Consider the following 26,652-nt stretch of genomic DNA (forward strand, 5'->3'; position numbering starts at 1 on the left):
CCTGGAAATATCAATGTCGAAGTATCGAATCGGGCAAATCGTGCCCAGCTCCAACATCACGATGGAGCGTGAAGTCCCTGCCATCTTCCATGCCCGCATGCAGGTGCTACCCGAGCAATTCAGTTTCCATGCGAGCCGCGTGCGCATGCACAGGGTGGTGGCAGAGGAGCTGGAGAGGATGAACCGGGACATGGGGCGTTGTGCACTTGAGCTGGCCGACGCACGCGTGGACGTCATGAGCACGGCGTGCCTGGTGGCCACCATGTGCATGGGCAAGGGTTACCACCGCCAGGTCATTGAAGAACTCGGTGCCGCCATTGGCGATGCCCCATATCGTCCGCAGATCATGACGTCGGCCGGTGCGCTGGTCGAGGAACTGAAGGAATTCGGCGCCCGCCGCATTTCGCTGATGGCGCCCTACAGCGACGCCCTGACGAAAACCGTCGTCGAGTACATCGAGCACGAAGGCATCGAAGTAAAGGATGTGATCAATTTCTCGATCCTCGACAACCTCGAGGTCGGCGAGCGGGATCCGCTGCAACTGATCGAAGACGTGAAGCGTCTGGACACCAAGGGTGTCGACACCGTGGTCCTGTCCGCCTGCGTGCAGATGCCGTCGTTGGCTGCGCTCGAACCCGCGCAACAGGCCCTGGGCATTCCGGTGACGTCGACAGCCGCCTGTACCGTACGGCAGATGCTGCGCAGGCTTGGGCTGGAGGCCAAGGCACCGGGCGCAGGCGCTTACCTGGGCAGCCAGACCGGACTGCGCTGAGCAGCCGCCCATCCACAAGGCGACCGCTCACGGAAGGCGGCGCCACGATCACGGAGACCCTGATATGCAAGACGCCCCCCAAGTATTGCCCCGTGCTGCCGGCTGGATCTACGTCAGCGTGATCCTCGGTGCCGCTCTCGGCATGCTGGCCGGATACGCCCCCCTGTTCAATGCGACCGCTGGCGTCTTCGTGAGGCCGCTGGCCGCGGAGTTCGGCTGGGGCCGGTCGCAGGCGTCACTGTCGTATGCGGCGTCGATGTTCGGGCTGGCCGTTGTCAGTCCTATCGTCGGCGCCATGATGGACCGGTTCGGCATTCGTCGCGTCATCGTGTGTTCGGCAATCGTCTTCGGCCTGTCCACGGCCGCGATGTCACTGCAGAACGGCAGCATGCTGATGTGGGTGGCGCTTTCCGTCGTTGTCGGCGTGTCGGGTGCGGCCACCTCGGTGCTGGGCTACCTTGCCGTGCTGCCCCAGTGGTTCGATCGTCGTCTGGGCCTCGCGCTGGGCATGGCCATGTGCGGCCTGGGCGCTGGTACCGTCATTCTGCCGATGACGGCGCAGTTTCTTGTCACGACGTTTGGGTGGCGTACCGCTTACGTCGGTCTGGGTGTCGGGTCGGTCGTGCTGTCGCTGGCAGCCTGCGGGTTGCTACGGGAGCGGTTCTCCGGTGCGCGTCGGGCAAAGCACGCGCGCGAAGGTGTGGCACTGGGTGTAGCACTGCGTAGCTATCGCCTCTGGGCGATCTGGCTGGTGTTCGTACTGAGTTCGGCGGCCACGTTGTCCCTGGGGCCGCATCTGCCATCGCTCTTTGCGGATCGTGGCTTCGATGCGGCCATGGCTGCGCGGAGCGCCTCGATGGTCGGAGTGGGGCTCCTCGTCGGGCGGCTGCTTACGGGGTTGCTGATCGACAAGATCCATGCGCCACTGGTGGCAAGCGTCTTTTTCGTCGGCGGCGCCATCGGGGTATTCGTGTTGCGCGGAACGCATGACTACACCGCGCTGCTGGTGGCGACGACCCTTATCGGCCTGACCATCGGCGCAGAAGGGGACCTGATCTCCTACCTGGTGCGGTCGTACTTCGGCCTCGCTTCGTTCGGTTCACTGTTCGGCATCGCCTTTTCTGGCTACGGGCTCGGTGCGGTCATTGGCCCGATCGGGCTGGGCGCGTGGTTCGACCGGCATGGCAGCTACGACGTCCCGCTGCTGGTCCTGCCGTGCATGCTGCTGGCCGCTGCCGCGCTGGTGCTGTCGCTCGGGCGCTACAGGGTCGGCGCGGAAGAGCAGGGCGTAACGGCAGTGGCGTCTGCCTAGGACCACACGGAGGATGGCATCCGGGGCGATCGGCGATAGAATTGGCATACCACCAATTTCCAGTCGGTCTGATCGTCCAACGCCCATGCCTGCCGCCCGCAAGTCGCCTGCTGCCAAGGTTGCCGTACAGCCCACGCCCAATCCCGCGCCGCGCCGCCGCGGCCGGCCGCCAAAAACGGAGTCTCCGATTGGCGCCGAGCCCATGCTCAGCCGCACGACGATCCTGCAGCATGCGATCAAGCTGACAAAGACCGTGCCGCTGGACCAGATCTCCATGGTTCAGCTTGCCAAGGATTTTGGCGTGGCACCGGGGCTGATCCACTATTACCTGGGCGGCCGCGATCAGCTCGTGTCAGGTGTACTGAACGATTACTATCGCCAGCGCACCCTTCGCATCCCGCCGCTGACTGGCGACTGGCGCGCGGACGTTGAGCGCATCGCACGGCTCAGTTTCCAGGTGGCAGTGGAAAACCCTGGCGTCAGCAACTATGTGGCGTCGCATAACCGGTACCGCCTGTTTCAGGATGTTCAGCCGGGTGAAACCGACTATGGCCTGGAGTTCTTCAACCGGATGACGTCGGCCATCATGCAGGGCGGGTTTTCTGCCGAGCAGGTTGCCTTGGGCTACCACTTGCTGGCGCAGTACCTCGTCGCGGCGAGCATGGCCGAAGCCTCGCGCCAACTGCCTGCCTATCACCAGGCCTTTATCCAGAACAAGCTGGATTCGGTTTCGGCCGAGCAGTATCCCGGTGCCCGCTTTGTCAGCCGGTCGTTTTCCCAGCTGTCCTCCGATACTGCCTTCGAAGAAGGCCTGCGCATTACGCTCGATGGCATCGAGGCCTGGCAGCGTGACGCAAAACCCGTGAAGAAGAAAAGCGCGCGTTCTGCATAAGCCGGCAGGGCGCGGTGATCGCCCTCCGACGCCTGCCTGCTAGTGGTATCTACTTATTTGAGATGCAGTCAATAAAACTACAATCATTATTTGACTGTATATCAAATAAGTGCCGCGACGATGGGGTCGCCGGTACGCCAGACGTGGAGACATCATGAAACGCCCCTTCCTCGCACTGACGCTGTTCGCCATGGCCGTCCCGGCCTTTGCCGGCACGTATCCAGACAAGATGGTTCGGATTCTCGTGCCATCGATTGCGGGCAGTGCGCCGGATATCATCGCCCGCCAGGTTGCCGAGCGGCTTACCAATGCCTGGAAGCAGCAGGTGATCGTGGAGAACAAGCCTGGCGGTAACGGCATCGTCGCGATGAGTGCCCTCAAGCAGGCGCCGGCCGATGGGTACACCCTTGTGCTGTTTCACGCCGCGGCGGCCGTTACGACGCCTGTGATGTACAAGGAAGCAAAATTCGATATCCAGCGCGACACCGAAGTGGCCGCAACGCTGGCGTACACGCCGATGATGTTCGTGGCCGGTCCCGCGACGTCCTACAAGAATCTCGGTGACGTCATCAAGGACGCCAGGGCACGTCCTGATGACGTCGTGATCGGGAGTCCTACCCGGGGCTCCGTTCCCCATCTTACGGCCGAAATGATGGGGCAGTTGCAGAAGGCGAAGTTTCGGCAAGTGAGCTTCAGCGGAACGACGCAGGCCATTCAGGCCGTGGTGAAGGGCGATATCCCGATCTATGTCGACGGCATCGCACCGCTCGTGCCCCTGGTACGTGGCGGTCGCCTGAAAGCGCTTGCCGTGACATCGGACGTGAACCTTCCCGGCCTGGAGGGTATTCCGCTGGCCAAGGACGTGGCGCCTGGTCTTGTCGCCAAGGGCTGGTTCACGATCTTCGCGCCCAAGGGTACGCCAGTGCCAGTGCTCGATCGCGTCAACGTTGCCGTCAACCAGGCACTGACGCAGCAGCCGTTTGTCGACCGGCTCAAGGACCTGGGCACCTACCCGATGCCGATGTCGCGGCCGGAAGGCGCACGGTTCATCGAAGCCGAGAAGCTCCGCTGGGAGAAGGTGATTTCGGACGCCGGCGTTAAGCCGGAATAATGCCGGCCCGGTCCTGAGCTTCCTTCGGAGAACACATGCGAGATCTTCTTTCCCGGGCAGGGGTTGACCCCACCAATGGCTTCCGCCTGCTTTGTGCGGGGGCATTTGCGGCGCTCGCCGTCCTGGCTTCGGCATCCCATGCAGAACCAAACCCGCAGCCGCATCAATCCCTGGTGGCGCAGTCCGGCCCCAGCCTCGTACTGCTGGGTACGGCCGGTGGCCGGACTTCGTGGCGAGGTTCGCAGTCTGCGGGAATCGCCTCGGCGGTCGTGGTCAACGGCCAGGTCTACCTCGTAGATTTCGGCGCTGGCTGGTTGCGGCGCTACTTCCAGGCGGGCTTGGGTGCGCCGCCACCGGCACGGGGCCTTGAAACACTACGGGCGGCGTTTATCACCCATATGCACGCGGACCACATCGTCGATTATCCGTCGCTAGTCTTGTTTGGCGCGTCGGACGGCCTGGCCGAACGGCGTCAGAAACTCAAGGTGATCGGCCCTGGCTCACGCGGAAAACTCCCGCCCTCGAGCGGCGGCAACGACGGCATGGCGGACGTCGTGGCGCCCGAGCAGCCAATGCCAGGCACCGTTGCCATGACCGAAGCGCTATACCGTGCGTTCGCGGCGGATATCAATGACAACATCCTGGATAGCCGCAAGCCGAATCCCCATAGCCGCGTCGATGTCATGGACATCACACTGCCGGCCGGCCTTGACGTTGATCCCGATCGCGACCCCGCGCCACCGATGGCACCGTTCGAGATCTACCGCGACGAGAACGTCAGGGTGACAGCAACGCTGGTCAACCATGCTCCCGTCTATCCGGCATTCGCATATCGGTTCGACACCTCGAATGGGTCCGTCGTCTTCTCAGGTGATACCAGCCCCGACCGGAACCTGATTCGGTTGGCGCAAGGCGCTGATGTCCTGGTGCATGAGGTGATTGACACTGCCTGGGCGGATTCCCTGTACCCGAAACCCAGGAACGCGGCGCAGGAAGCCAAGGCGCACCATCTTGTGCATGCGCATACCGCGGCAACGGATGTCGGTGCCGTCGCCGAAGCGGCTCACGTCAAAACACTCGTCCTGTCGCATTTGGCCCCGGCCGACGGCGACCCCCGCCGTTGGGCAGCAGCCGGCCAGGGCTTTTCAGGGCAGGTGATCGTTGGCCGCGATCTCCAGTGGATTCCTCTTGTGTCCCCTGCGCCCGATTCGAAAGCGCGCGCGGGTCAGACGCCCTAACTCCCCAGGTACCTTTCCATGGCATATGCACGCCGCGCGGCGTGCGGCCCGCGCTCGTCCTGACGACGAGGCTGACGATTCCCGCAAGCCAGATGTATCACGACAAAAAAGGAGACAGTGGTGAAATTGAATCGTTTTGCAGCAGTTGCCCTGGCCGCGTGCTCGGGGTCTGCATTGGCCCAGTCGAGCGTCACGCTCTACGGGGTGGTCGACGCAGGCATCGAGTACGTGAACCACGTGGGCGTGGTGCCGACAGCGGCCAATGGATTCAATCCAGGGCCTGGTCATGATGTCGTCCGCATGAACTCGGGTGGGTTATCCGGTTCCCGTTGGGGCATTCGCGGCGTCGAGGACCTTGGCGGAGGGACGCAAGCCGTGTTCGTGCTCGAAAATGGATTCAACGGCGACACCGGCACGATGCAACAGTCGAGCCGACTATTCGGTCGGCAAGCTTTCGTGGGGATAAAGAACGCGACCTATGGCCAGATTAGCCTTGGGCGTCAGTACACCTCATTGTTCGACAGCATTGTCAATTTTGTGCCGGCGTACTTTGCCACGCAGTATGAGCCGATCACGCTCTTCACCGGTGCGAACTTCCGGGAAGACAATACGATCAAGTACACCTTGAATGCGGGCCAATTCACCGGAGTGGCGCACTATTCCTTCGGCACTGGTGTGGCGTTGCCGCAGACCGTGCAGTCGGGCCTGGCGATCGGCGGAAATGGTGAAGTGCCAGGCCAGGCGCGAAGAGACAGCGCCTATGGCGCTTCCCTGTCCTACACCGGCGGGGCCCTGTGGGCAGCCATCGGGTATGACCAGTTCAATCCCTCCATTGGCACGACGACCAGCGCAAGCAGCGGCAGCTTCCGAAAAGCCACGGCCGCGCTAAGTTACAGCCTGCCTTGGGGGCGAGTGATGGGGGGCTATCGTTGGGGGCAAAACAAGACGCCGGCGGGCGCAACGATCGGACGTGATGATTTCTTCTGGGTCGGCGGCATCTATCAGGTTACGCCAGCGTTCAGTCTCACGCTCGAGTATGACTATGACAAGGTCCGCAACGCATTTGGTAACACTAGCGTCGCCAATCCCTGGCAGGTAAACCTGATTGCGGATTACAACTTCTCGAAGCGAACGGATGTCTACCTGTCCGCCGCCTACGCCAAGAACGCAGGGTTGATGTTCGACTCGGCGCTGATTGCCTATGCAAATAGCCTGGCGCTTGGTAACAGCTACGTACTTGGCAACGGCAACTCGTCAATGCTGGGCGTGTCGATTGGCGTTCGGCACAAATTCTGAGAGGGCCCTGATTGCGTCATCCACGCTTGTAAATATTTCGTGACGGCCGGATTTTCCGGCCAGTGCACGATATATCTCCGGTTCGGTCAGCACGCCTTCGGGTATGGCAACGGTTGCAAAGCCTACGCCTCGCCGGTCCAGTTCCGCGCGGATGGCGCTGGTCAGACCGACATACTCCGGGCTACCCAGTGCTGCGACGGCTACCAGGGAGCTTGCGAGGACGGCTGCTGTAGCCGAATCGGCGGCGATGACCAGGTGACGCGATGCGCCCAGCAGGGCAAATGCCACCATCGGCAGCAATATCGTGTAGAGCCCCGTGACACGCACGCGACCGTGCGCGATGGCCCTCGATGCCGTGTGTTATCCCGGATTGCGTTGCCTGCTGTCAGGCCATTTCGCTAACGGCTTCTTCAGCCACCGCGACTTCCGTCTTGTCGGGCACAGTGCTTTCCGCTATCGCAGTGTCGACTTCGGAAAGCATCTCGCCAAGACCGATGACAACCGTGATATTCGGCGTCCAGTCCTTCCGGTCGGTGCTGACCTCGGCAAACGTGGTCACCGTTGCGGTGTAGCCCTGCGCTCTGAGGTCGTCGGCGAGCCGATGCGCGCGCGGTTCCAGTGCTGCTTGCGGATTGTCTTCGCTGATATCGAGCACCAGCCTGGTCTCGAATTCATCCTTGCCCCGCTGGATTGCCGCTTGCATTGCCTTGAGTTGCTTGTTTGCGAGCGCGACGAGCTTGCTGTACCTGGATTCTTCCTGGCTGGCGCGCAGTGCCTTGGCGGCGTTGATGATTTCGGAGCGGTCCACGAACATGATTGCCTTTCGAGGTGGAGGAGAGAAAGCGCGAGCCCGCACGAGCTTGACCTCGGAGGCCCGCTTTTATGGCGGCGACGACAACTGTATAAATATACAGTGTTCTTCAGTTGGCCTGCAAGGGTCAGCGGATCTTTCCGAATCCGCCGTCAGCCCACCGGATCGCACTGTCCCGTGTCAGCCGAAAATCCGCTTGTACATGGATGGCCGCGAGAACATCCCCCGTTTGTCCCATGGCCGTCAACGTGCCGAAGGGTTCGAAATCGTCTGGCGTAATCGCAAGCCTGACGTTGACGATCTGCGATGCCGTCTCGATGGTTACTTCCCGGTTCAACTGTGCATGCAACTGCTGCTCGTGGCGACGAATCACCTCTGAGGCCGTCTTCACAAGGGTCTGATGGGCGGCGGCGTCGAGCGGTTTTGGATCTACCTTGTTTCTGCCCATGGTCCACGGACCGACGAGCGCCGGCTCGGCGCTGCCGTCACGCGTCATTTCCACTGCCCAACCGTCGCCGTCCTCGTTCTTGATGACCTTTGCCGTCCAGCCTTTGTCTCGCCAAAGGCGCGGCTCATAAATCTGGGAGGATTCGTCTTCCGAAACAGCGGTGTCGTCGTGGGACATGGCGAATGGCGTCGAGCGATTGAATTGGGGGAGGCCACGGGCCGCGGCCTGTCTGGATACTGTATAAATATACAGTATGCGACTCAAATGTCGCAAGTGTCGGTAATGCCCACCCGATGCGGATGTTTTCGCGTCGCGTGGTTACCGAAACCGATGTCCGCAATGGATCGTCCCGGTAGCCTTGTCTGGCCGCGCTACCTGGTTTTAACGCGCTGTTGCCTTGTCTGCCGCAGTTGGGTCTGCCTCAGGGCGCCTTCCTGGGCGGGGCATGACGGGCCAGAAATCGGTCCAGCTGCCCCGCAAAGGTCTTGCTGTCCTGCGGCGCATACGGCGCAGGCCCACCAGTGTCTATGCCGGAGGCCCGCAGCTGGTCCATGACCTCCCGCATCGTCAATCGCTCCTGGATATTCTCGCGGCTGAACCAGCTTCCGCGTGGATCCAGCACCTGGGCGCCCTTGTCCAGGGCAGCTGAGGCCAGCGGGATGTCGGCGGTGATCACGAGGTCGCCGGCGCTGACCAGTTCGACGATACGGTCATCGGCGCTGTCGAATCCCGCAGGCACCTGTATGAACTTTATGTGCCGCGAAGGCGGGGTGCGCAGATACTGATTTGCCACCAGCGTCACGCATACGCCGACACGCTGCGCGGCCCGAAACAGCATGTCCTTGACGACAACGGGGCAGGCATCGGCATCAACCAGTATTTGCATGTGAGAGTTCCAATTGCCAGGGGGCGGGGAGAGGAGAGCCGGGAGGGCAGGGCGCTCATGATACTGCCTGCCTGCACCGATCTGGCCAGACCGGTGACGTCATCGATGGCAGGAGTCCCATCAGGCCGGATTCTCGGATTATGCTGAACTGTCTTCAGCGTGCAGACGTACCCGCAGAATGCCGGGGATGGAACCGCGCGGCTTTCACGGCAAATGCAACTGTTTCGCGGGACGCCACTTCGTCGGCCGGCCGATATGGACGCTGACGCCGGGATGGTTCTTCATCGACCAATGGCCTGCTGCGATGCTGGTTTCAAATACTTCGGGCTTCGAAGCAGTGTTGTCGTCAAACAGAACAACGAGGTGCCAGCGCCGGTTGATGTAAGTAACGGAGATGCGCTTGGGACTGGGACGTAGTTCCATGTGTCAATAGAGAGACGGTGAACGGAAGCACCAGAGGCCTTCGGTCAACGCGACCTTGCGTGCCACTAGATCGGATATAGGCGGAGCAGCGTCCGATAGCAATGGAAATTCGTCCAATCAAGCAGGGATCAGTCTACGGAGTGCTCTAGCGTCGGAGATCGAGCCGTTTTGCGGGGAGACGTGGATCATGCCTATCGTGGGCAGATCAACATCTGCGATGCGAGATATCGACAATGCGGCGATTATGGGGGCAAGCTGTAGCGCAATTCGTGCCGCATTGGAAAGCTAGCTGGACCGCCCCCGTGTACTCACAAGTGCGATTGCGTCGTCTGTACGTCAGGCCCCAGAAATTGCGCGGCCAGTCGGCACCCGACGTATATATTGAATCTCGGCCGTTCTGGTTCCAGTTGTGATTAGTCATTCACGTTTTGTGGTGGGGAGCTGCATTTGAGGTCGCCTGGCGCCAGTTTTGACGGGTGACGCTCGATAGGCGCTGACGGCAAGGCTTGGCGGCCTCCATCCCCAACCAGCCGCTGCGGAGACAGCCCATGCGCAAACTCATCATGGGAATCGTTGAGTTCCGGGAGAAATTGCTACCGCAGTACGCGCAGAAGTTCAGCGAGTTGGCGCTCGCGCAAACGCCTGACGCGTTCTTCATCACGTGTTCCGACAGCAGGGTTGTGCCGGACCTGCTTGCTTCGACCCATCCCGGGGATCTGTTCACCATGCGCAATGTGGGCAATCTGATTCCGCCCGCAACCGTTGACGGTGCATCCACGGGCGATCTGTCGGAAGCCAGCGCGATCGAGTACGCGGTACTGATATTGAAGGTCGCCAATATCGTGGTGTGTGGGCACTCCGAATGTGGAGCAATGAAGGCGGTCTACACGCGCAATTCGAAGCTGAAAGCGCCGAACCTTGACAAGTGGTTGTACCACGCCAATAACGCAGCGTTTCGCCTGGAACACGAGGGGCCGCTCGATGGCAGTCTGAAGCCCCACGATCAATTATCGCAACTCAACGTTCTCGTGCAGCTTGAGCATCTGATGACCTATCCGATCGTCCACCAACAGGTTGCTGCAGGCGCGTTGGTGCTGAGCGGCTGGTGGTTCGATATCGCGACGGGCGACATGTATGCCTACGAGCGGACGAGCCGCTCGTTCGAGGTCATCGACCGGGCCATGGCTGACCGAATCATTGCACGCCTTGCCGCAAGAGCGCGTTAAAGCGCAATCGTTCTCATCTGACGCAGATTTTGCTGCCGCAGCCCGTGCGCAGGGTCTGGCCGCCGTGGTTTTGTGCCGCCATTGCCCTTTCGCCCAATGGCGAGCGCATCAATTCGCGCCTAGAACAGCCTTGCGGGCCTTTTTTCTGTATTCAACGCCTGTCGCCGGGTGTGACAGGGCTGCGTGGGAGATCATGATGAATCGACGTCAATTTGTGGGCAGGCTGACTGGATCCGGGCTGCTGGTTGCCACCGCCTTTGCTGCGGGATGTACAACCACAGGAACGGGAGCATCGACCGACAACGCGGCGAAACGACGCGAGATCGATTCGGGCGTCGATGGCGCACTCAACCGATTGTTTACTTCCGTCAACGGCTCGCGCGAGCTGGCACAGCGTGCGTATGGCGTGCTGGTCTTTCCTCGCGTGCTTGCCGGCGGCTTTATCGTTGGTGGCGAGTATGGGGAAGGATCGCTGCGCGCGCACGGTGCCACGGTGGGCTACTACAGCACGGCGCATGCATCTTTCGGACTCACGGCGGGTGGTCAGTCGAAGGCCGAGATCATCATGTTCATGACGCCTGACGCCTACAACAAGTTCCTCAATAGCAGCGGCTGGACTGCGGGTGCCGATGCGAATGTTGCCATCGCAAAGGTGGGCGCAAATGGGCAACTTGACACACTGACCAGCCAGCAACCGGTAATCGGCTTCGTTCAGGCCAATGCGGGTCTGATGGTGGATGTCTCGATGAACGGTGCAAAGATCAGCAAGCTAAATATCTGACGTCGTGTCGCCTGCACGCAGCGTCCGGTTGGAGCGGGAAGGCGAAGCCCGCTCCTGGACGGCGCGCGTCTGAACGACCCAGGTACTGCGGCGTTGATGTCAGCAGCATGAAGTTGACATGGACGAACGAGAAGTAGCCGATCGAATTGAATGTCAGCGTGCGGCTTCCAGGATCGAAGCACGGATATTGTTGATGTGCTCGGCCGTCTGGCGCGCGGCTTCCTGGCGGTGTACGTGCACTGGTGCGCAGCCCGCTACCTGCGTGGGCGGATGGTTGCAACTGCAAGGCCCGCCCCCGCAAACGCGCAAAAGGCGCAGACGAGCGCGACTGCGTGCAGCGCGTAAGCGATGGCTTCAGCCTCAGCCCGTGCAACCGGCTGCGGCGGCGAACTGCGGGTAGCACCTGCTGATCCCCCGGCTGGCGCGAGGCGGTCGAACGATCCGCCTGTCCCACGTGCTTCCCTGTGAACCTGTAGCACGTCGAGGCGTGTCGACAGCGCCGCCTGGTACGACCACACGAACACAATACCTAGCACTGCAACGGCCAACAGGCCCGCGACGCGTGCCACTGCGTTGTTGATCCCGGATGCCGCGCCGACATGCATGCGTGGCACCGCTCCCATCACGGTTGCAATCAGAGGGGCAACCGTGATCGTCATGCCGATGCCGAGCATGACCAGCGCGGGGAAGAACGCGATCCAATAGTCTCCACTCAAAAATGGAAGCGCCAGCATCGCGAAGCCAATGCCGGCCACGAAAGGGCCCGCGCTCAACAGGACTCGCGCACCGAACCGGTTCGGCAGGCCACCAGTGAAGCGAGAGAACAAGCCGATGATGACCGGTACCGGCAGCAGCGCTGCGCCGGCCTCTGTCGCCGTATAGGCATGCGCACGGATGAGCGTGAACGGCAGGAAGAACAGAGCGCCCCCCAGACCGAAGTAGAGCAGCAACGTGACGAGGTTGGCACCAACGAAATCCCGCGAGCGGAAGACATCCAGCGGCATCATGGGATGGCGGCTGTTCGCTTCGATTTTCAGGAAGGCGGCCAGCACCAGCACGCCGGCGCCTGTCATGCTCAGTACGCGCCAATCCGCGAGACCGCGTGCTGAAGCCTCGGTCAGGCCATAGGCCAGGGCGCGGAGCCCTGCTGTAGCGGTGAGCGCCCCGGGCCAGTCGAGCCCGTGCGGCGCATCGATCTTGTGGCTGTTCGGCACGGACGCTATCGCCAGCGCGATGGTTGCCACCGCAAGAGGCACGTTCAGGAAGAATATCGCACGCCACGACGATGCATCGACAAGCCAGCCACCCGCCACCGGGCCCACCGCAGACGTGATCGCCCCGAAGGCGGACCATGTACCGATTGCCCGTCCCCGTGCTTCGCCTTCGTATATGGCACCAATGATCGCAAGGCTGCTGGGCACGAAGAGCGCCGCGCCAACGCCCTGCCAGGCGCGCGCTGCGATCAGCCAGCTTGCATTTGGCGCGAGTCCGCAAGCGACGGACGCGACGGAGAAGATACCGATGCCCGAGAGGAACACCGTGCGGCGGCCGAGCCTGTCGCCCATCGAGCCACCGACCAGCACGAGCGACCCGAGGAAGAGCAGGTAGGCATTGACGATCCACTGCATCTCGGCAATGCTCGCGCCGAGTTCGCGCTGGATGGTGGGTAGCGCGACATTGACGACGGAGCCGTCGATGAACGCCATGCTCGAGCCGAGGATGGTGGCTGTGAGCGCCAGACGCTTGCGCCGGCACGGCCTGTCAATCGCGGTGGGCTGCGTGCGGATGACCAGTTCGTCGCATGGGCTTGCCTGTGCAGCCATCAGACGAGCAGCGTTTGCGGATGCAAGGTCGCTATCGGGTAAATCCGGGTTAGCCACGTTCACTCCCACAGGCTGTTGTCTATCCGGGGGCTCGCGCCAGGTCTGCCCGGCAGGCATCGACGAGCCGTCTGGCCAGATTTGCGCGCTCGGCGGCGTCGGTTGCCATGGCCTGCTGCATCCTGTCAGCCAACGCCTCTATCGTGACGACGGCGGGCAGGTCTGCCGTGCGCCAGGTCGACCAGAAGGCGGCTTGCTTGGAATTCTGCGGTAGTTGTCCCGGCCGCAGTAGCCCCAGGCAGGGGAGGGCATAGGCGGCGGCGACAATGCTGCCGTGCAGGCTGCTGCCAACAAAGCCGCGGCTGCGGGCGATGACAGCACAGATGTCCCAGAGGTTCAGCGAGGTAAACACCGTCACGGGCGCACCGGTCCCCATCGCGACTAGCCGCCTGTAGCATGACAGATCGTCGTGCCACGGCGCCGCCCCGGCCCGGAATAGCACCACGCCCAGGCCAGTGGACCGGGTGATGCGCTGGATCTCCGAGGCCAGCAGCGTGAGCGTCCGATCGTCACCGAAATCAGCGGCGAACTGCATTGCGAGATAGCCATCCGGAAATCCGGACAGCAGCGCGGACAGTTTGCCGCGATGGCATCGGGCGTCAATCCGCGCACGGAACAGCTCGGCGACCATCACGGCTGGGTCCGGGGCCAGATGACATGCCATGCCGCAAGCGGACAGTATCGTGTGCGTCTTTTGGTCTCGGACACTGATGCGCGTGGCGGACCCAAGCTTCGCGACGACTTCGTCGCGCATGGCCGGATCGCTGCGGTCGAGATCGAAGCCGCCCACGGCCTGGTAGGTGATATGCCTGACATTGGTAAACCGCTGTCCGGGCAGCAGATAGGGCGCCAGATCGGTGAGCCCCAGCATCGTCTGTGCCCAGGCCATCCGCGCTTGCGGGTGTACATCGAGCTGGGTGACGACCGATCGCGCCGGTTCGGTCGGCAGAAGCATTACAGCCGCCTCCCACGTGCTGCAGGTCAGGACTTCGCCGCCCACGTGGACGATATCGACAGCGCCGTCGCCTACGGTTGAGGCAAGGCGTGTGATGGCCTCCACCCGATGGCCACCATGGCCGCGCAGGTCGCATTGGACCAGACCGGCATACGTCAGCCGGCGGGGTGCGAGCATACGGGCCATTACGTGTGGCAGCAGGAGGTCGCCAAAGTTGTGGCGATCGAAGGCCCCAAACAGGATGATGGGGCGGTCGACAGGCATTGGAATGTTGTGAACGATCGGTATCCCTATTTATAGGCGACGCCACGCTGACGCGGCGGGGGCGGCATTCCAGGTGGCCGAAGCCGACATCCGGATTTGCCCCCGCAGCACCACGCATGGCCGGCGCGTGTGATCCATGGGGCTTGTTCATGGATGGCTATCACAAGCGCCGGGCGGGCGGTCTTCTTCCACGGGAACCCGCATATTCCTCGCTGACCTATCAGAAGCGTTGATAGATTCCATCAAAATTATGCGTTTTTCTTTTTGCCGACCTTCCATCAAAGTCTCGGCAAAGGAATAACTCCATGAATGCACGAGCGCCCCTCACTACCCTGGCTCTGGCCGGAGCCTGGCCACAACCGTCTTTTGCTTACACTGCCGACGGCACCTCCGTGCCCTATCTGGAAACGGGGCGCGGCGAGCCAATGGTTTTCGTGCATGGGTCGTTGTGCGACTACCGTTATTGGGAGCCGCAACTCGCCACGCTGTCGAAGCGCTTCCATTGCTTCGCCCCCAGCCTGAGTCACTACTGGCCGGCAACCGGCGCATCTGGACATGGCGACTTCAGTTGGCGGGCGCACGTCGTTGAAATGGCGGCGTTCATCGAATCGCTGGGTCGGGGGGCAGTCCATCTGGTCGGTCACTCGCGTGGTGGTTGCGTGGCATTTCATTTGGCGCGCGAGTACCCGCATCTGGTGAAGACGCTGACCCTTGCGGATCCGGGTGGGCCCTTGCAGGCAACGCCGCAGGCAGCTGTTGCAAGCTTGCCGGCGGCGGTCCATGCGTTGAGGGCGAGGGCGGCCGAACTGATCGATCAAGGTGAATTCGACGGCGGCCTGACGCTGTTTGTCGACTCGGTCACCATGCCTGGCTTCTGGAACAAGAGTTCACAGAGCTTCCGCGGCATGGCGCTTGATAATGCCCTCACCCTTCCAAAGCAACTGCGCGACCCGCTGCCCGCCTATACGCGTGAAAGCGCCAGCGACATTCAATGCCGAACGTTGCTGATCGATGGGCAAAAGAGTCCGCGCATGTTCCGAAGCACCGTCGAGAAGCTTCAGGAATGGATTGGGGGTGCTGAACGGCAGACAATCGCCGGAGCCTCTCACGGCATGAATATCGCCAACCCCGGCGCATTCAATCGTGCGGTTGCGGAATTTGCGAACCAGTGAGCCTCTGGGGTCAGGGAGGGTTTCGCGTTTAGCGCGTGAAAGGCACCTCGCACCTATTGGCTTTCGACCCACTGGATGGCAAAACGCATCAGCTCCTTGCCACTGCGGATATCGAGCTTTTCCTTGATATTGGCCTGGTGGGCTTCGATGGTCTTGATGCTGCGATTCATTTTCTCGGCAATCTGGCGTGTACTGAAGCCCAGTCCGATCAGATGCAGGACTTCGAATTCGCGCTCTGACAGGTTGGCGATGGCGCTTGTGGACGCCTTTGTTGGCGTCGTCAGCGTCCGCGCGAGCTTCTCATGCATCGCTGCGCTCAAGTAGACATTCCCGGCGAGTACGTCCCGGATGGCATTCAGGATATGCTCGGTCGCCCCGAGTTTCATCAGGTACCCATTTGCGCCTGCCCGCAATGCACGTTCGGCGAACAGGGCTTCGTCATGCATGCTGAGAACAAGGATCGCCAGCATTGGATAGTGCTGCCGGAAATTCTTGACAAGATCCAGGCCGGAGTTCGACTGCAGGCTGAGATCCACGATGGCGAGGTCAGGCTTGCAGGTGACGGCAGTCATCGCTTCTTCGACACTGCCCGCTACGCAGCAGACGTGCAGGTTTTCATGTGAATGCAGCAGATGTGTCAGCCCTTCCCGAATGATGGGATGGTCATCCACGATAAGGATCTGGACCGCCCGGCCCGGACTACATGGTGTTCCTTGCATGGTCCGGACTCTCCGGTATCGGGAAGCTGATTGCAACCGTGGTGCCACCCCAGTTATTGCTGGACACTGTGCACGATCCCCCCAGCAGACTCGCACGATGACGCAGGTTGTGTAATCCCAGTCCTGTGCCGCGTGCCATCTGGTCCTCGGCCACGCCCACCCCGTCATCGCTGATAGAGAGTCGCTGCAGCCCGCCGGTGCGATCCAGTTCGATCCATATGTGGCGGCCATGGCTGTATTTGAGCGCATTATTGACCGCTTCCTGTGCCGCACGATAGAGATGGATCTGCAGTGGCGGAGCCAGGAAGTCCACCTCTGACCTGATCTGGAGCGCGCAGTCGATGCCGTTGACCGATCGTGTTGTCATGACCAAACCTTGCAAGGCGGCTGACAGACCACCAGCCTCGATGGCGACAGGATCCAGGCCGTGCGCGACCTTACGTGTCATCGAGGCGGCCTGCCTGACCAGTTCGACGATCTTGGCGGCGCTGGCGGCGGCAGGGTGCCGATGCTTGTGCAGATCCTCATTCAGCGCCATGCAGTAGAAGCTCAGGCTGGTGAGATGCTGCCCCAGGCCGTCATGCAACTCCTGGCCGATGAGCCGCTGCTGCTGATCGCCGTTTCGAATCAATTCCGCCTCCAGCAGGCGACGTCGCGCGATCTCCGCCCTCAGTTCCTGGTTCGCGCGCTCAAGGTCCAGGGTTCTTTCTTGCACGCGTGCTTCGAGCATGACGTGGGACGCGAGCAGGAGCCACTGGATTCGTTTTTCCTGAGCATGTGCCGCCACCAGCAACAGGCCGGAGGCGGCGACGACGTTGGCAAATGCGCACCATCTGACCAGGCTATCCACCGGCGTTTCGCCTGCAAAGGGACCGGTTCCGTTTGTGGTCCCCCAAATGGCGATGATCGCAACGAGGAGGGTTGAAAGACAGGTTCCCCAATGATCGAAGCGTAGCGCCGCCCAGATGGTGAACGGAAAGATCGCCAGGGCAGCAGGATAGTATCCGTGCCCCGCAAGCTCGCTCGAGCCGAAGATGAGATAGCTGATCCACGCCGTCGCGAGTGCAAGTACGCATGCTTCCAAGGCCAGCCTGGCAGAGTGAACCGGGTGCGTATACGAGATCGTTGTCAATAACACAGGGGTCACGACCAGCACACCCATCATGTCTCCGAGCCACCATTGAAGAAGGGCGGTGATGTATTCGGCAGGACGCGCGAGCCCTGCTGCAACCAGCGCGCTTGCGCCTGTGAGCGCGCTGACTGCCGTACTGGCCGTCGCACCGAGGATGATGAAGGCGATCACATCCTTGCTGCGATCCATGGTGCTTCGGAATCGCACAAACCGCTTCAATGCGAGCCACGCCAGCAGGGATGCGGTCATTGCACCAAGTGCGATGACCAATGCCACTGGGGGCGGCACGCCCACCGACACGTTGGCGGCGATCGAGCCAAGCGCGATCCCCGGAGCAACCTCGATACCCAGGACAAGCAAGGCAGCCAGGGCGATGCCGCTGGAGGGCCACACAAGCGACACGGCACCCCCCACCACCGCATAAGCAAGCCCCATCTTTGCGCCGGCGAAGTACGCCAGCGCGACCATTGCAGTGTGGACAAGAAGGCGGTACCGCGCCGGTTGCGTGCTGTTCTGCATTGCTAGCTTCCGATCATGGGCAGACCCTCGAACACCAGGCTTTTGTTTGGCCACAATGACGATGCTTGTGCGCGCGGTATTGCGTCCCTTCCAGGCACGCTGGGAAGGGCGCAGCGTAAGAGTATCTAGAATTTATGCCAGATTTCCGCGCGCGGTAAGGAACGATTCCATGCGCCGGGCAGGGTTGGCTGCTGCTTCCGAGTGCTATGGCGTGTTTCGCCGTTCAGAGGCCGGACACGATACCCGTTCGCAACCGCAGCGGACGCAGGATCTGCGAATAGGGCGTTCCCCTAGGCGTTTTTCGGACCAACCCCTGAGCCCTGTACTTGCCGTTGCGGCATACATTCACGAGTACGAAGTTGCGGCGCACAAACTGAAGCTTCGGGGGTTCTTCCAAGCACGTCTAATTGGGGGTGAAAAAATGGCAAGAACAATCTTGTTGCTCGCTGTGGCGAGTGCAGCGCTCAGCGCTGGCGTGGCCTATGGTGGGGTGGGGACGCGGGACGTCTACACCGATGGCGCCAGCACGATGGGGCCGCGGGATCCTTATACCGATGGCGGTCTGACATCAAAGTTCGATGTCTTTTCTGATGGCGCGCGCGCCACGGACAAGCGAGACATGTTCCTTGATGGCGCTCGTATCACGGATAGGCGGGACGCGTTCACCGATGGTGCGTAATTCCAGCGTGCAATGAATCACCAGACGGCCGTTGCGGGCTGTCGATGATCAGTATGTCCCTCGGGTGTCTTCGAGGGATTTTTTTTTACGCTTGCCTCGTCGGGAAGAGGAGAAGTCCCTTTCCAGGAGTGAGTAGCCCTGGCATTCAACGGACGAGCGGTGGAACGGAGAGATGCGTTTGCATTAGCATTTCTTTTCAAAGAGAAAAGATACGCGCCGCATGGGATTGCCCCTGATTGCCCCTTTTGTTGTTCCGATCTTCGGGACGAGTCTTGAATTACGCAGATGCCCCCGGCTGCATGGTGGACGCCGGGCAGCGGGATATGTGAGCGCCAACGATGCCATGCAGGAAGCAACGAACACAAGGCCAAGGCAGCGTGGTGTTTTGCGTCGCGGCCAAAGCACGTTGGTGTGATCTCGCTCGCGGAATGCGGCATCGCAGCATCCAGAGATATTCCTAGCCGACGGTGCAGCAACAAATCGCAAAAACAACAAAAAAACCCGCCCATACAGCGGCGGGGTGGTGAAGTGGTAGCTGTCTCGCGGTAAGACAGCGTAGATATTTGACCAAATTATGCTGCGCTGCGCCATATGCTCTTACATCACTTTTCAGGCGCGGGCAGAAAAAGACATGTACGACCGCAGGAAATGGAGTTGCCGATGTCACGAGCCGAGTTGTTGAGCGCGCAACGACAGGCTCGGTTCTGTTTCTGACAACTCGCTGTCGATCACCGAGGCCGATCGCTTGTGGTCGATCAGGAGTACAGCCAGCACGGCGATGACAGCTGGCACTGCCATGGCCAAGAAATTCTGCTGGAGCGGTAGTGACAGGCTTACCAGCACGCCAATCACAATGGGCGCAAGGATGGCGCCGCTTCTGCCGACACCGGAGGCCCAGCCAATGCCCGTGCCGCGAACCGTCGCCGGGTAGAACTGCCCGGCATAGGCATACGTGACGATCTGCGTGCCGATGGTGGAGGCGCCCGCGAGCGCTACCACAAAGAACAAGGCTTCGGTTGGCATCCTGAAGCCAAGCAGTGTGATCGACACAGCGGCAAGTGCGTACATGCCGACCAGGACGTGTTTGATATTGAATTTGTCTGCCAACCAGCCACCGCCAATTGCACCGGCCATCGCGCCAAAGTTCAGCACCAGAACGAACGTCAACGCCGATCCGAGGCTGTAGCCTGCGCCCGCCATGAGCTTTGTGAGCCAGGAACTTAACGCATAGACCATGAACAGGCACATGAAGAAGGCGATCCACAACATCACCGTACTGAAGCCCCGGCCATCGCGGAACAACATGCTGAGGGGCGCGCTGGTACCTTTTTCGGCCTGCGGCAACGCGAAACGGTCAGTCGCCTGGGCACGGTAGGACGGCTCCATCTTTTGGAGTACGGCCCGAAGCGTGTCAAGGCGATTGCGCTGAATCAGAAACGGCAGCGATTCCGGCATCCACCTCAACACGGCGGGGATGATCAGCACGGGAATGCTGGCCGCCAGGAAGACCGATTGCCAGCCATACGTCTCGATCAGCGATTTGCCCATCAATGCTGCGAGCATGCCGCCTACGGAATACCCGCTGAACATGAGCGTGACCATTGTTCCGCGGATCCTGCGCGGCGAGAACTCCGTCATCTGCGCGACGACGTTGGGCATCACACCGCCAATTCCCAGTCCGGCAAGAAAGCGAGTCACGCTGAATGTAATGGGATCCTGCGCCATGCCGGCCGCAGCGGTAAAGACGCTGAACAATGCGATGCAGATCGCAATGGCTCTGGGACGGCCAATGCGGTCGGCAATGCTCCCCATGATGACCGCGCCGAACATCATGCCGAACAGCGCGGAACTGACCATAAATCCGGCACCTGTTGCGGTAACGCCCATGCCTTTCATGATCGACGGGAGAGCGATGCCTACGACGGCGAGGTCGTAGCCGTCGAAGATAATGATGATCGCGCACCAGAACAGCAGTCCGGCATGAAACCGGTTGAAGCGCGCTGCGTCTGCAAGCTTGTGAACGTCGATGTGACGCATGATTTTGTCTCCTCCGTTTGTTTGGAATGGCCCGCGACATCCCTGCTGGCCATGAAGCCTGCGGGAAGTGGCGGTTGTCCTGGCCTGAAACATTGAATCTGCCGGTCGCTGTCTGGTGCAGCGTTGGCGGGGGTGTGATGGCGTGCGAGTTTTCCCTCGGATCGCCTCGACCCTGTGCGTGAAGCGAACCTTGGCGGGCGTTAGCCGTTGTCGCCGCCGGCCACCGGTAACACGGTGCCAGTGATGTAGCCCGCATCGTCAGAGGCGAGGAACAGAATCGGTGCGATCTGCTCGTCGAGCGTGCCGTATCGCTTGAAGAATGTCGACTCGGTCACCTGCGTGACTGCCTCGCGCATCCAGACCTTCTCCTGTTCGTTATCCCCTGCCGCGTTGCGTGGCACGCGACGCGGAGGCGCTTCGGTACCGCCGGGGGCAGCCGCGACTACACGAATGTTGTGCTCGCCGTACTCCATTGCCAGCGATTGCGTCATCGCGTTGACGCCGCCTTTTGCAGCCGAATACGGGACACGACGGATTCCGCGCGTGGCGTTCGATGAAACGTTCACGATGGTCCCGCCACCTTGCGCGAGCATGTGCGGCAGGACCGCATGGCAGGTGTACAGGGTGGGCATGAGCGAACGGCGAATCTCGGCATCGATCTGGGCCGGCTCGAACTCGGCATAGGGCCGCATTCTGATAGCGCCACCCACACCGTTTACCAGGATGTCGATACGACCAAAGAGCTTGATCGCGAAATCCATCGTGGAGGCGGCGCCTTCATAGGTCTCCAGGTCGGCCATGAACGCGGCGGCGTCCGCCCCAGTCGCTTCGGCAGCGACTTCGGCAACAAAGTCGGCCCGGTCGACAAACAGCACCTTCGCGCCCTCGGCTGCGGCGCGAAGTGCTACGCCACGACCGATACCCTGTGCCGCGCCGGTGACCACCATCACCTTGCCTACGAATCGACGGGCATTCATGCGGTCACCGGGGCCGCGTTGGGCGTGAACTTCTCGTAATGGAAGCTGTTGGGCTTTACGCCGTTGTCGTCGAAGTGCTTGCGCACGGCGTCGACCATGGGCGGCGGTCCGCACAGATACACGTCGACGTCACCATCGTTCAGGCATTCCGCCTGCATATGCTGGGTGACCCAGCCCTTGCGAGGGTGGCTTGATTCTTCTGCCGCGACCACGGTGCTGAACGTGAAGTTGGGCAGCTTCGCGACGTACGCCTCGATCGCGTCAACCTGGACAAGATCGAGATCTCGTGTCACGCCGTAAATCATGTGTACTTTCTGCTGCGAGTTTGCACGCACCAGCACTTCGAGCATCGACAGGAACGGCGCCAGGCCTGTGCCGCCAGCCAGGAACAGCAGGGGACGTTCCACTGCCCGGAGATAGAAGCTGCCCAGAGGGCCGGTCAGTTGCACGGTGTGGCCGGGCTGGGCTGATTCCAGCCAGGTGCTCATCACGCCGCCAGGAATCTTCTTGATCAGGAAGCTGATCTTCGATGCACCGGGCGCGGACGAGAACGAATAGGAGCGGTGCTGCCCGCTGCCGGGTACGTCGATGTTGACGTACTGGCCCGCCAGAAAGACTGGCGGAATGCTGTCGACATCAAGCTCAAGCACTACCGCCGCGTCATTGTGCTGTTCGATTTTGGTGACCGTCGCCGCGAACCTGCTTTGCTCGGTCTTGCAAACGGTCGACGACGCGGGCACGGCGATGACACAGTCGCTCTGCGGCACCATCTGGCACGTGAGTACCAGACCGTTATCCTTCTCGTCCTCGCTCAGTGCGTCCTCGATATAGTCGTCGCCCAGGTCGTAGCGGCCGCTCTCGGCGCGGCACTTGCAAGTGCCGCACACGCCGTCGGAGCAATCCATCGGCAGGTTGATCTTGGCGCGGAACGCGGCATCGAGAACCTTCTCGCCGGCTTTGCATTCGACGAAACGGGTAACGCCGTCTTCAAAATTCAGTGCGATGTTGTAGCTGGACATATTGCCTCCTGCGTCCTGTCTTACTCCAACCGGTGCCGTCAGACGTGATAGACGTCGAGCACCTGGCGGATATAGTCATTCTTGAGCGCGATCTTCTTGCGCGAAATCAGCAAGCGATCCTCAACCTTGCGCAAGGTGAGATAGACGGTGCCGAAGAAATGGTCCGTCATCTTGTAGCGGTGGCTCAACGTGTTGAAGTTGTAGCGAACGTCGATTTCGTGATCGTGCGCTGCCAGCACCTCGACGTTGGTCACGTTGTGGCTGGTGCGCGGTTCCGGCATCGACGCGCTGCTGCGCTCGGTCCTGATGCGGAACACCCGGTCTTCCAGGCCGCCGCGGTCTGCGTAATACATCAGTGAGATTTCGGTCTGCGGGTCTTCGGTGAGCTTGTCATCGTCGTCCCAGGCCGGCATCCAGTAGGTCACGTCCGCGGTGTAGCAGGCCAGCCATTCGTCCCACTGGCGGTCATCCAGAAAGCGCGCCTCCTGGTAAAGCGCCTGACAGATTGCTTGATAGTCGATGGTCATACAGCCGCCTCTGCGTGTTCCTTGCGCAGGGCTTCGCGCATCACCTGCATCCAGTATTCGTGTTGCACGACGAAGAGACCCTCGTCTTCGCTGCGTTCGCCGGAGATCAGCGGGTTCAGTCCCATGCCCCTGGCGTTTGCGTCGGGGCCGTGGACCCACAACGGTGCGCCGCGCGACATGTCGTTCCACATCGACGTCGTGCTGGCGTACCCCGCCTGGCACGCCCGGAACTCCTCAAGGTCGTCGCTGGTGCCCATGCCGGAGACGTTGAAGAAGTCCTCGTACTGGCGAATGCGGATGGCGCGGTTCTCTGCGCTTTCGCCTTTCGGCGCGAAGCAGAAGATGCTGACTTCGGTCTTGTCGACACTGACCGGACGGACCACGCGAATCTGGGTGCTGAACTGGTCCATCAGAAAGACGTTCGGATACAGACAGAGATTGCGTGTCTGATTCACGATGTAGTTCGCCTTGTCTTCGCCGACACGCGCGGCGATCTCGTCACGGTGCTGATAGACCGGGCGCACTTCCGGGTTCATCGTGTTGGTCCAGAGCAGGATATGGCCGTGCTCGAAGCCGTACACGCCTGCGATCGACTTGCTCCAGCCATTGGCATCGACGGCCTTGGTGCCTTCCACCTTGCGGCGGCCCATCGTGGCCGCATAGTTCCAGTGCACGGTGCTGACGTGATAGCCGTCGCAGCCGTTCTCCATCTGCATCTTCCAGTTGCCGTCGTAGATGTAGGACGAATTCCCGCGCAGCACTTCAAGACCTTCTGGCGCCTGTGCGACGATCTGGTCGATGATGACCTTCGTTTCGCCCAGGTAGTCCTCGAGCGGCATCACGTCTTCGCTCAGGCTGCCGAACAGAAAGCCACGGTAGTTCTGGAAGCGGGCGACCTTCTTCAGGTCGTGCGAGCCTTGCTTGTTGAACTGCACCGGGTATTCGGTGGTCTTCTCGTCCTTTACCTTCAGCAGCTTGCCCGCGTTCGAGAATGTCCAGCCGTGGAATGGGCAGGTAAAACTGCCCTTGTTGCCGTGCTTGCGGCGGCAGAGCATCGCCCCCTTGTGGGCACACGCATTGATCACCGCGTGCAGTTCGCCGGTCTTGTCACGCGTGATGACGATGGGCTGGCGACCGATCCACGTGGTGTAGTAGTCATTGTTGTTGGGAACCTGGCTTTCGTGGGCCAGGTAGACCCAGTTGCTCTCGAAGATGTGCTTCATCTCGAGTTCGTACAGGTCGGCGTTCGTGAAGATGTCGCGGCGGCAGCGGAAGACGCCATTTTCCTTGTCATCCTGGACGGCGTTGCTCAACAGGTCGTCCAGTTGGCGGGCTTTATCGATAGTTGCGGACATGAGTCGTCTCCCCAGGCGGGCCTGACGGGCAGGCCCGCACGGTTCAGAAGGTTCGTGCGGAGGAGTTGGCGGCCGGGCGACGCCGGCCGCCGTGTGGGGGCGTTACGCTGCGGAGACGCGCGGACGATTGACCACCTGGTTGTCCTTGCCTTGCACCAGTGGGGTCAGCTCGATGTTGAACTCGATTTCCTTGTACGCGTCGGCCTTGAGCCCCAGCGCCGTGCCACGTGTTTTCCCGACGACATGGGGGACGAGTTCTTCGCGCGTGGCATAGGCGAAGTCATCCCAGATCAGCGGGTCGCCTTCGATGTTGATCTGCGTGGTGAGCTTGCGCGTCTTGTCGCTCGTCACGAAGAAGTGCACGTGCGCCGGGCGATTGCCGTGGCGGGCCATCGCGTCAAGCAGCTGTTGCGTCGCACCTTGCGGCGGGCAACCGTAGCCGACCGGCATCAGCGTGCGGAACTCGTACTTGCCGTCAGCGCCCGTCTTCACCGCGCCACGCAGGTTGAAGTCGTCCTGGGCACCGGTGGGGTCGAAGTGCGAATAGAAGCCCTTCGAGTTGGCATGCCAGCATTCCACGACGGCGTTGGCCACCGGCTTGCCATCGGGGCCGCTGACGGTGCCGCGAATGACGAGGGGGCCTGCGTCTTCGTCGGCATTGATGTCGATACGGGAGACGCCGTCACGCACGGGAGCGCCGGCGACATACAGGGGGCCTTCGATCGTGCGTGGCGTGCCGCCGTGGATGTCGGCGTCGCGGTCTGCGGCGTCCATGCGGATGTCGAGATACTTTTCGAGACCCAGGCCGGCGGCCAGAAGTGCCGCCTCACCATCCTTGCCGAGCTTGTTGAAGTAGTTCACACCGGCCCAGATCTCGTCGGGTGTCATGTCGAGGTCATCGATGGCCTTGAAGAGGTCGCTGAGCAGACGATGCGTGATCTGCTTGGCGCGCGCATTGCCCGCTTGGCTGCCCAGGTTGGTGGCGGCTTTCAGCAGGTCCTGCACTTCCTTGGTGTCGAATACTTTGGCACTCATGTCTGCTCCTAAGTCTCTGTATTTTTGGTGGGGTTAACCCTCGTTTCGCGTCGGTCGAAAGCTACTCGGTAGGTATAATCGGCCGCTGAAACAGAGCGTGAAAGCAGAATAGGGGCGCAAAACGGGCCAGTCCAACACCGTTTTAGTATCAGGCTATATCTGGGAGGTATTGTATGGAGCTGCGACACCTGCGCTACTTTGTAGCGGTTGCGGAAGAGCGCAACTTCACGCGCGCAGCACAGCGGCTCCATATTGCGCAGCCGCCGCTCAGCCGGCAAATCCAGCAGCTTGAAGAGATCCTCGGGGTGCAGCTGTTCGAACGGAACTCCCGTCCGCTCAAGCTCACGGAGACCGGCAAGTTCTTCTATTCGCACGCGGTGCAACTCATTGCCCAGACGAACGATCTGGAGTCAATGACGCGGCGCGTGGGCAACATCGAGCGCAGCCTGTCCGTCGGCTTTGTCGGTTCCACGCTGTACGGCATGCTACCCAAGATCATTCGGCGATTCCGGGACGAAAACAAGTCGGTCGAACTCAGCCTGCACGAGATGTCGACGATGGACCAGCTTCGCGCGCTCAAGGACGGCCGCATCGATATCGGGTTCGGCCGTATTCGACACGAGGACGCGAACATCCGCCGCGTGATTCTCCGCGAGGAGAAGATGATTGTCGCGCTCCCGGTGGGTCATCCGCTCTCCGTGTCGAAGCCGGTACTATCGCTTCGCGACCTCATCTACGAAACCCTCATCGTCTTCCCGAAGGCCCCGAGACCCAGTTATGCGGACCAGGTTCTTTCGGCCTTTCAGGAGCGCGCGCTGACGCCGCGACGCATCTATGAGGTCCGCGAGTTGCAGATCGCGTTGGGACTTGTTGCGGCCGGGGAGGGCATTTCCGTCGTGCCCAGCAGTGTCTATGGCCTCAAGCGCGATGACGTCAGCTATATGGAGCTGGATGATCCGACCCTCACGTCGCCCATCATCATGAGTATGCGTGCCATGGACGAGTCGCGTGACATCAAGGAGATGCTCGAGCTGATCTATCGGCTTTACGAAGAAGAGCGTATTCCCTACGCGGCGCGCACAGACAAGGCGGACTAATACATACCCCGGGGGTATGGCCTCAGACGTCGATGGTCTTGGACAGACGCCGGCTGCCGACGCCATACTGCACCCCCCACATTGTCCCG

General features: G+C 61.2%; 26 protein-coding genes. 11 read left to right on the plus strand and 15 right to left on the minus strand.

Annotated elements, in window-relative coordinates; translation table 11 throughout:
* Positions 1-13: 13 nt before the first annotated feature.
* The 6 genes from A9J21_RS30435 to A9J21_RS30460 all read left to right on the plus strand — a co-directional run bounded on the left by A9J21_RS30435 (position 14) and on the right by A9J21_RS30460 (position 6,621).
* Entirely contained in the window at positions 14-772 is a 759-nt protein-coding gene (locus A9J21_RS30435; protein WP_066743001.1) for an Asp/Glu racemase, read from the plus strand.
* Positions 773-836: 64 nt separating this feature from the next.
* On the plus strand, positions 837-2,084 hold the full coding sequence (locus A9J21_RS30440; RefSeq protein WP_066743004.1) for an MFS transporter: 1,248 nt from the start codon (positions 837-839) through the stop codon (positions 2,082-2,084).
* 13 nt (positions 2,085-2,097) lie between these two features.
* Entirely contained in the window at positions 2,098-2,976 is an 879-nt protein-coding gene (locus tag A9J21_RS30445; RefSeq protein ID WP_231907094.1) for a TetR/AcrR family transcriptional regulator, read from the plus strand.
* A 154-nt stretch (positions 2,977-3,130) separates the two neighbouring features.
* Positions 3,131-4,087 (plus strand): tripartite tricarboxylate transporter substrate binding protein, encoded by a 957-nt coding sequence (locus A9J21_RS30450; RefSeq protein WP_066743010.1) that lies wholly within the window; start codon positions 3,131-3,133, stop codon positions 4,085-4,087.
* 35 nt (positions 4,088-4,122) lie between these two features.
* Positions 4,123-5,325 carry an MBL fold metallo-hydrolase gene (locus tag A9J21_RS30455; protein WP_066743013.1) on the plus strand — a complete coding sequence of 401 codons (1,203 nt, stop codon included), beginning with the start codon at positions 4,123-4,125 and terminating at the stop codon, positions 5,323-5,325.
* 120 nt (positions 5,326-5,445) lie between these two features.
* Positions 5,446-6,621, plus strand: coding sequence for a porin (locus tag A9J21_RS30460; RefSeq protein WP_066743015.1), 1,176 nt, complete (start codon positions 5,446-5,448; stop codon positions 6,619-6,621).
* On the opposite strand, the gene A9J21_RS31300 is transcribed toward A9J21_RS30460, so the two are convergent.
* From A9J21_RS31300 to A9J21_RS31855, 5 genes are all read right to left on the minus strand, one after another.
* The gene (locus A9J21_RS31300) at positions 6,580-6,912 is read right to left on the minus strand and encodes a hypothetical protein (RefSeq protein ID WP_197497603.1); all 333 of its coding nucleotides are present in this window, start codon (positions 6,910-6,912) and stop codon (positions 6,580-6,582) included. The genes A9J21_RS30460 and A9J21_RS31300 overlap by 42 nt on opposite strands.
* A 94-nt stretch (positions 6,913-7,006) precedes the next feature.
* A complete protein-coding gene (locus A9J21_RS30465; protein ID WP_066743018.1) occupies positions 7,007-7,435 on the minus strand; it encodes a hypothetical protein in 429 nt (142 codons plus the stop codon).
* Positions 7,436-7,559: 124 nt separating this feature from the next.
* Positions 7,560-8,057 carry a hypothetical protein gene (locus A9J21_RS30470; RefSeq protein ID WP_066743020.1) on the minus strand — a complete coding sequence of 166 codons (498 nt, stop codon included), beginning with the start codon at positions 8,055-8,057 and terminating at the stop codon, positions 7,560-7,562.
* A gap of 244 nt (positions 8,058-8,301) precedes the next feature.
* Positions 8,302-8,766, minus strand: a complete 465-nt coding sequence (locus tag A9J21_RS30475; protein ID WP_066743022.1) for a YaiI/YqxD family protein — start codon at positions 8,764-8,766, stop codon at positions 8,302-8,304.
* 204 nt (positions 8,767-8,970) lie between these two features.
* Positions 8,971-9,189, minus strand: a complete 219-nt coding sequence (locus tag A9J21_RS31855; RefSeq protein WP_156546384.1) for a hypothetical protein — start codon at positions 9,187-9,189, stop codon at positions 8,971-8,973.
* 548 nt (positions 9,190-9,737) lie between these two features.
* Between A9J21_RS31855 and A9J21_RS30480 the strand changes: the two genes are divergently transcribed.
* Both A9J21_RS30480 and A9J21_RS30485 read left to right on the plus strand, forming a co-directional pair.
* On the plus strand, positions 9,738-10,415 hold the full coding sequence (locus A9J21_RS30480) for a carbonic anhydrase (RefSeq protein WP_066743024.1): 678 nt from the start codon (positions 9,738-9,740) through the stop codon (positions 10,413-10,415).
* Positions 10,416-10,611: 196 nt separating this feature from the next.
* Positions 10,612-11,196: a YSC84-related protein gene (locus tag A9J21_RS30485; RefSeq protein ID WP_066743113.1), complete on the plus strand. Its 585-nt coding sequence runs from the start codon at positions 10,612-10,614 to the stop codon at positions 11,194-11,196.
* Positions 11,197-11,450: 254 nt separating this feature from the next.
* Here A9J21_RS30485 and A9J21_RS30490 read toward each other — a convergent pair whose 3' ends face one another.
* Positions 11,451-13,019 carry an MFS transporter gene (locus A9J21_RS30490; protein ID WP_231907098.1) on the minus strand — a complete coding sequence of 523 codons (1,569 nt, stop codon included), beginning with the start codon at positions 13,017-13,019 and terminating at the stop codon, positions 11,451-11,453.
* 79 nt (positions 13,020-13,098) lie between these two features.
* Positions 13,099-14,295 carry a polysaccharide pyruvyl transferase family protein gene (locus tag A9J21_RS30495; RefSeq protein WP_066743027.1) on the minus strand — a complete coding sequence of 399 codons (1,197 nt, stop codon included), beginning with the start codon at positions 14,293-14,295 and terminating at the stop codon, positions 13,099-13,101.
* A gap of 305 nt (positions 14,296-14,600) precedes the next feature.
* Here A9J21_RS30495 and A9J21_RS30500 point away from each other — a divergent pair, with 305 nt between their 5' ends.
* Positions 14,601-15,467 (plus strand): alpha/beta fold hydrolase, encoded by an 867-nt coding sequence (locus A9J21_RS30500; protein WP_066743030.1) that lies wholly within the window; start codon positions 14,601-14,603, stop codon positions 15,465-15,467.
* Positions 15,468-15,520: 53 nt separating this feature from the next.
* On the opposite strand, the gene A9J21_RS30505 is transcribed toward A9J21_RS30500, so the two are convergent.
* Together A9J21_RS30505 and A9J21_RS30510 are read right to left on the minus strand one after the other, a co-directional pair.
* Positions 15,521-16,138 carry a response regulator transcription factor gene (locus tag A9J21_RS30505; protein ID WP_231907095.1) on the minus strand — a complete coding sequence of 206 codons (618 nt, stop codon included), beginning with the start codon at positions 16,136-16,138 and terminating at the stop codon, positions 15,521-15,523.
* Between the two features lie 28 nt (positions 16,139-16,166).
* Positions 16,167-17,837, minus strand: a complete 1,671-nt coding sequence (locus tag A9J21_RS30510) for an MASE1 domain-containing protein (protein WP_066743033.1) — start codon at positions 17,835-17,837, stop codon at positions 16,167-16,169.
* 421 nt (positions 17,838-18,258) lie between these two features.
* On the opposite strand from A9J21_RS30510, the gene A9J21_RS30515 reads away from it, so the two are divergent.
* Positions 18,259-18,516 (plus strand): hypothetical protein, encoded by a 258-nt coding sequence (locus tag A9J21_RS30515; protein WP_066743036.1) that lies wholly within the window; start codon positions 18,259-18,261, stop codon positions 18,514-18,516.
* Between the two features lie 663 nt (positions 18,517-19,179).
* Here the strand turns inward: A9J21_RS30515 and A9J21_RS30520 are convergent.
* From A9J21_RS30520 to catA, 6 genes are all read right to left on the minus strand, one after another.
* Positions 19,180-20,553, minus strand: a complete 1,374-nt coding sequence (locus A9J21_RS30520; protein WP_066743038.1) for an MFS transporter — start codon at positions 20,551-20,553, stop codon at positions 19,180-19,182.
* 200 nt (positions 20,554-20,753) lie between these two features.
* Entirely contained in the window at positions 20,754-21,530 is a 777-nt protein-coding gene (gene benD / locus A9J21_RS30525; RefSeq protein WP_066743047.1) for a benzoate diol dehydrogenase BenD, read from the minus strand.
* Positions 21,527-22,549 (minus strand): benzoate 1,2-dioxygenase electron transfer component BenC, encoded by a 1,023-nt coding sequence (gene benC, locus A9J21_RS30530; protein WP_066743050.1) that lies wholly within the window; start codon positions 22,547-22,549, stop codon positions 21,527-21,529. The genes benD and benC overlap by 4 nt, the downstream gene beginning before the upstream one ends.
* Before the next feature lie 38 nt (positions 22,550-22,587).
* On the minus strand, positions 22,588-23,076 hold the full coding sequence (benB, locus tag A9J21_RS30535) for a benzoate 1,2-dioxygenase small subunit (protein ID WP_066743051.1): 489 nt from the start codon (positions 23,074-23,076) through the stop codon (positions 22,588-22,590).
* Positions 23,073-24,431: a Rieske 2Fe-2S domain-containing protein gene (locus A9J21_RS30540; RefSeq protein ID WP_066743054.1), complete on the minus strand. Its 1,359-nt coding sequence runs from the start codon at positions 24,429-24,431 to the stop codon at positions 23,073-23,075. The genes benB and A9J21_RS30540 overlap by 4 nt, the downstream gene beginning before the upstream one ends.
* Positions 24,432-24,533: 102 nt before the next feature.
* Positions 24,534-25,466: a catechol 1,2-dioxygenase gene (catA, locus tag A9J21_RS30545; protein ID WP_066743060.1), complete on the minus strand. Its 933-nt coding sequence runs from the start codon at positions 25,464-25,466 to the stop codon at positions 24,534-24,536.
* Positions 25,467-25,639: 173 nt separating this feature from the next.
* Here catA and A9J21_RS30550 point away from each other — a divergent pair, with 173 nt between their 5' ends.
* Positions 25,640-26,563 carry a LysR family transcriptional regulator gene (locus tag A9J21_RS30550; RefSeq protein WP_066743062.1) on the plus strand — a complete coding sequence of 308 codons (924 nt, stop codon included), beginning with the start codon at positions 25,640-25,642 and terminating at the stop codon, positions 26,561-26,563.
* Positions 26,564-26,652: the final 89 nt, after the last annotated feature.

The sequence above is a fragment of the Cupriavidus sp. D384 genome, assembly GCF_001652915.1.
Lineage (GTDB): Bacteria > Pseudomonadota > Gammaproteobacteria > Burkholderiales > Burkholderiaceae > Cupriavidus.

Coding starts and splice junctions, on each gene's coding strand:
- A9J21_RS30475 (WP_066743022.1), bottom strand. CDS start 8,766: ATGCAAATACTGGTTGATGCCGATGCCTGCCCCGTTGTCGTCAAGGAC.
- A9J21_RS30455 (WP_066743013.1), top strand. CDS start 4,123: ATGCGAGATCTTCTTTCCCGGGCAGGGGTTGACCCCACCAATGGCTTC.
- A9J21_RS30470 (WP_066743020.1), bottom strand. CDS start 8,057: ATGTCCCACGACGACACCGCTGTTTCGGAAGACGAATCCTCCCAGATT.
- A9J21_RS30540 (WP_066743054.1), bottom strand. CDS start 24,431: ATGTCCGCAACTATCGATAAAGCCCGCCAACTGGACGACCTGTTGAGC.
- benB (WP_066743051.1), bottom strand. CDS start 23,076: ATGACCATCGACTATCAAGCAATCTGTCAGGCGCTTTACCAGGAGGCG.
- A9J21_RS30550 (WP_066743062.1), top strand. CDS start 25,640: ATGGAGCTGCGACACCTGCGCTACTTTGTAGCGGTTGCGGAAGAGCGC.
- benC (WP_066743050.1), bottom strand. CDS start 22,549: ATGTCCAGCTACAACATCGCACTGAATTTTGAAGACGGCGTTACCCGT.
- benD (WP_066743047.1), bottom strand. CDS start 21,530: ATGAATGCCCGTCGATTCGTAGGCAAGGTGATGGTGGTCACCGGCGCG.
- A9J21_RS30520 (WP_066743038.1), bottom strand. CDS start 20,553: ATGCGTCACATCGACGTTCACAAGCTTGCAGACGCAGCGCGCTTCAAC.
- A9J21_RS30445 (WP_231907094.1), top strand. CDS start 2,098: ATGGCATCCGGGGCGATCGGCGATAGAATTGGCATACCACCAATTTCC.
- A9J21_RS30495 (WP_066743027.1), bottom strand. CDS start 14,295: ATGCCTGTCGACCGCCCCATCATCCTGTTTGGGGCCTTCGATCGCCAC.
- A9J21_RS30435 (WP_066743001.1), top strand. CDS start 14: ATGTCGAAGTATCGAATCGGGCAAATCGTGCCCAGCTCCAACATCACG.
- catA (WP_066743060.1), bottom strand. CDS start 25,466: ATGAGTGCCAAAGTATTCGACACCAAGGAAGTGCAGGACCTGCTGAAA.
- A9J21_RS30480 (WP_066743024.1), top strand. CDS start 9,738: ATGCGCAAACTCATCATGGGAATCGTTGAGTTCCGGGAGAAATTGCTA.
- A9J21_RS30440 (WP_066743004.1), top strand. CDS start 837: ATGCAAGACGCCCCCCAAGTATTGCCCCGTGCTGCCGGCTGGATCTAC.
- A9J21_RS30490 (WP_231907098.1), bottom strand. CDS start 13,019: ATGGCTGCACAGGCAAGCCCATGCGACGAACTGGTCATCCGCACGCAG.
- A9J21_RS30500 (WP_066743030.1), top strand. CDS start 14,601: ATGAATGCACGAGCGCCCCTCACTACCCTGGCTCTGGCCGGAGCCTGG.
- A9J21_RS30465 (WP_066743018.1), bottom strand. CDS start 7,435: ATGTTCGTGGACCGCTCCGAAATCATCAACGCCGCCAAGGCACTGCGC.
- A9J21_RS30510 (WP_066743033.1), bottom strand. CDS start 17,837: ATGCAGAACAGCACGCAACCGGCGCGGTACCGCCTTCTTGTCCACACT.
- A9J21_RS30515 (WP_066743036.1), top strand. CDS start 18,259: ATGGCAAGAACAATCTTGTTGCTCGCTGTGGCGAGTGCAGCGCTCAGC.
- A9J21_RS31300 (WP_197497603.1), bottom strand. CDS start 6,912: ATGGTGGCATTTGCCCTGCTGGGCGCATCGCGTCACCTGGTCATCGCC.
- A9J21_RS31855 (WP_156546384.1), bottom strand. CDS start 9,189: ATGGAACTACGTCCCAGTCCCAAGCGCATCTCCGTTACTTACATCAAC.
- A9J21_RS30450 (WP_066743010.1), top strand. CDS start 3,131: ATGAAACGCCCCTTCCTCGCACTGACGCTGTTCGCCATGGCCGTCCCG.
- A9J21_RS30485 (WP_066743113.1), top strand. CDS start 10,612: ATGAATCGACGTCAATTTGTGGGCAGGCTGACTGGATCCGGGCTGCTG.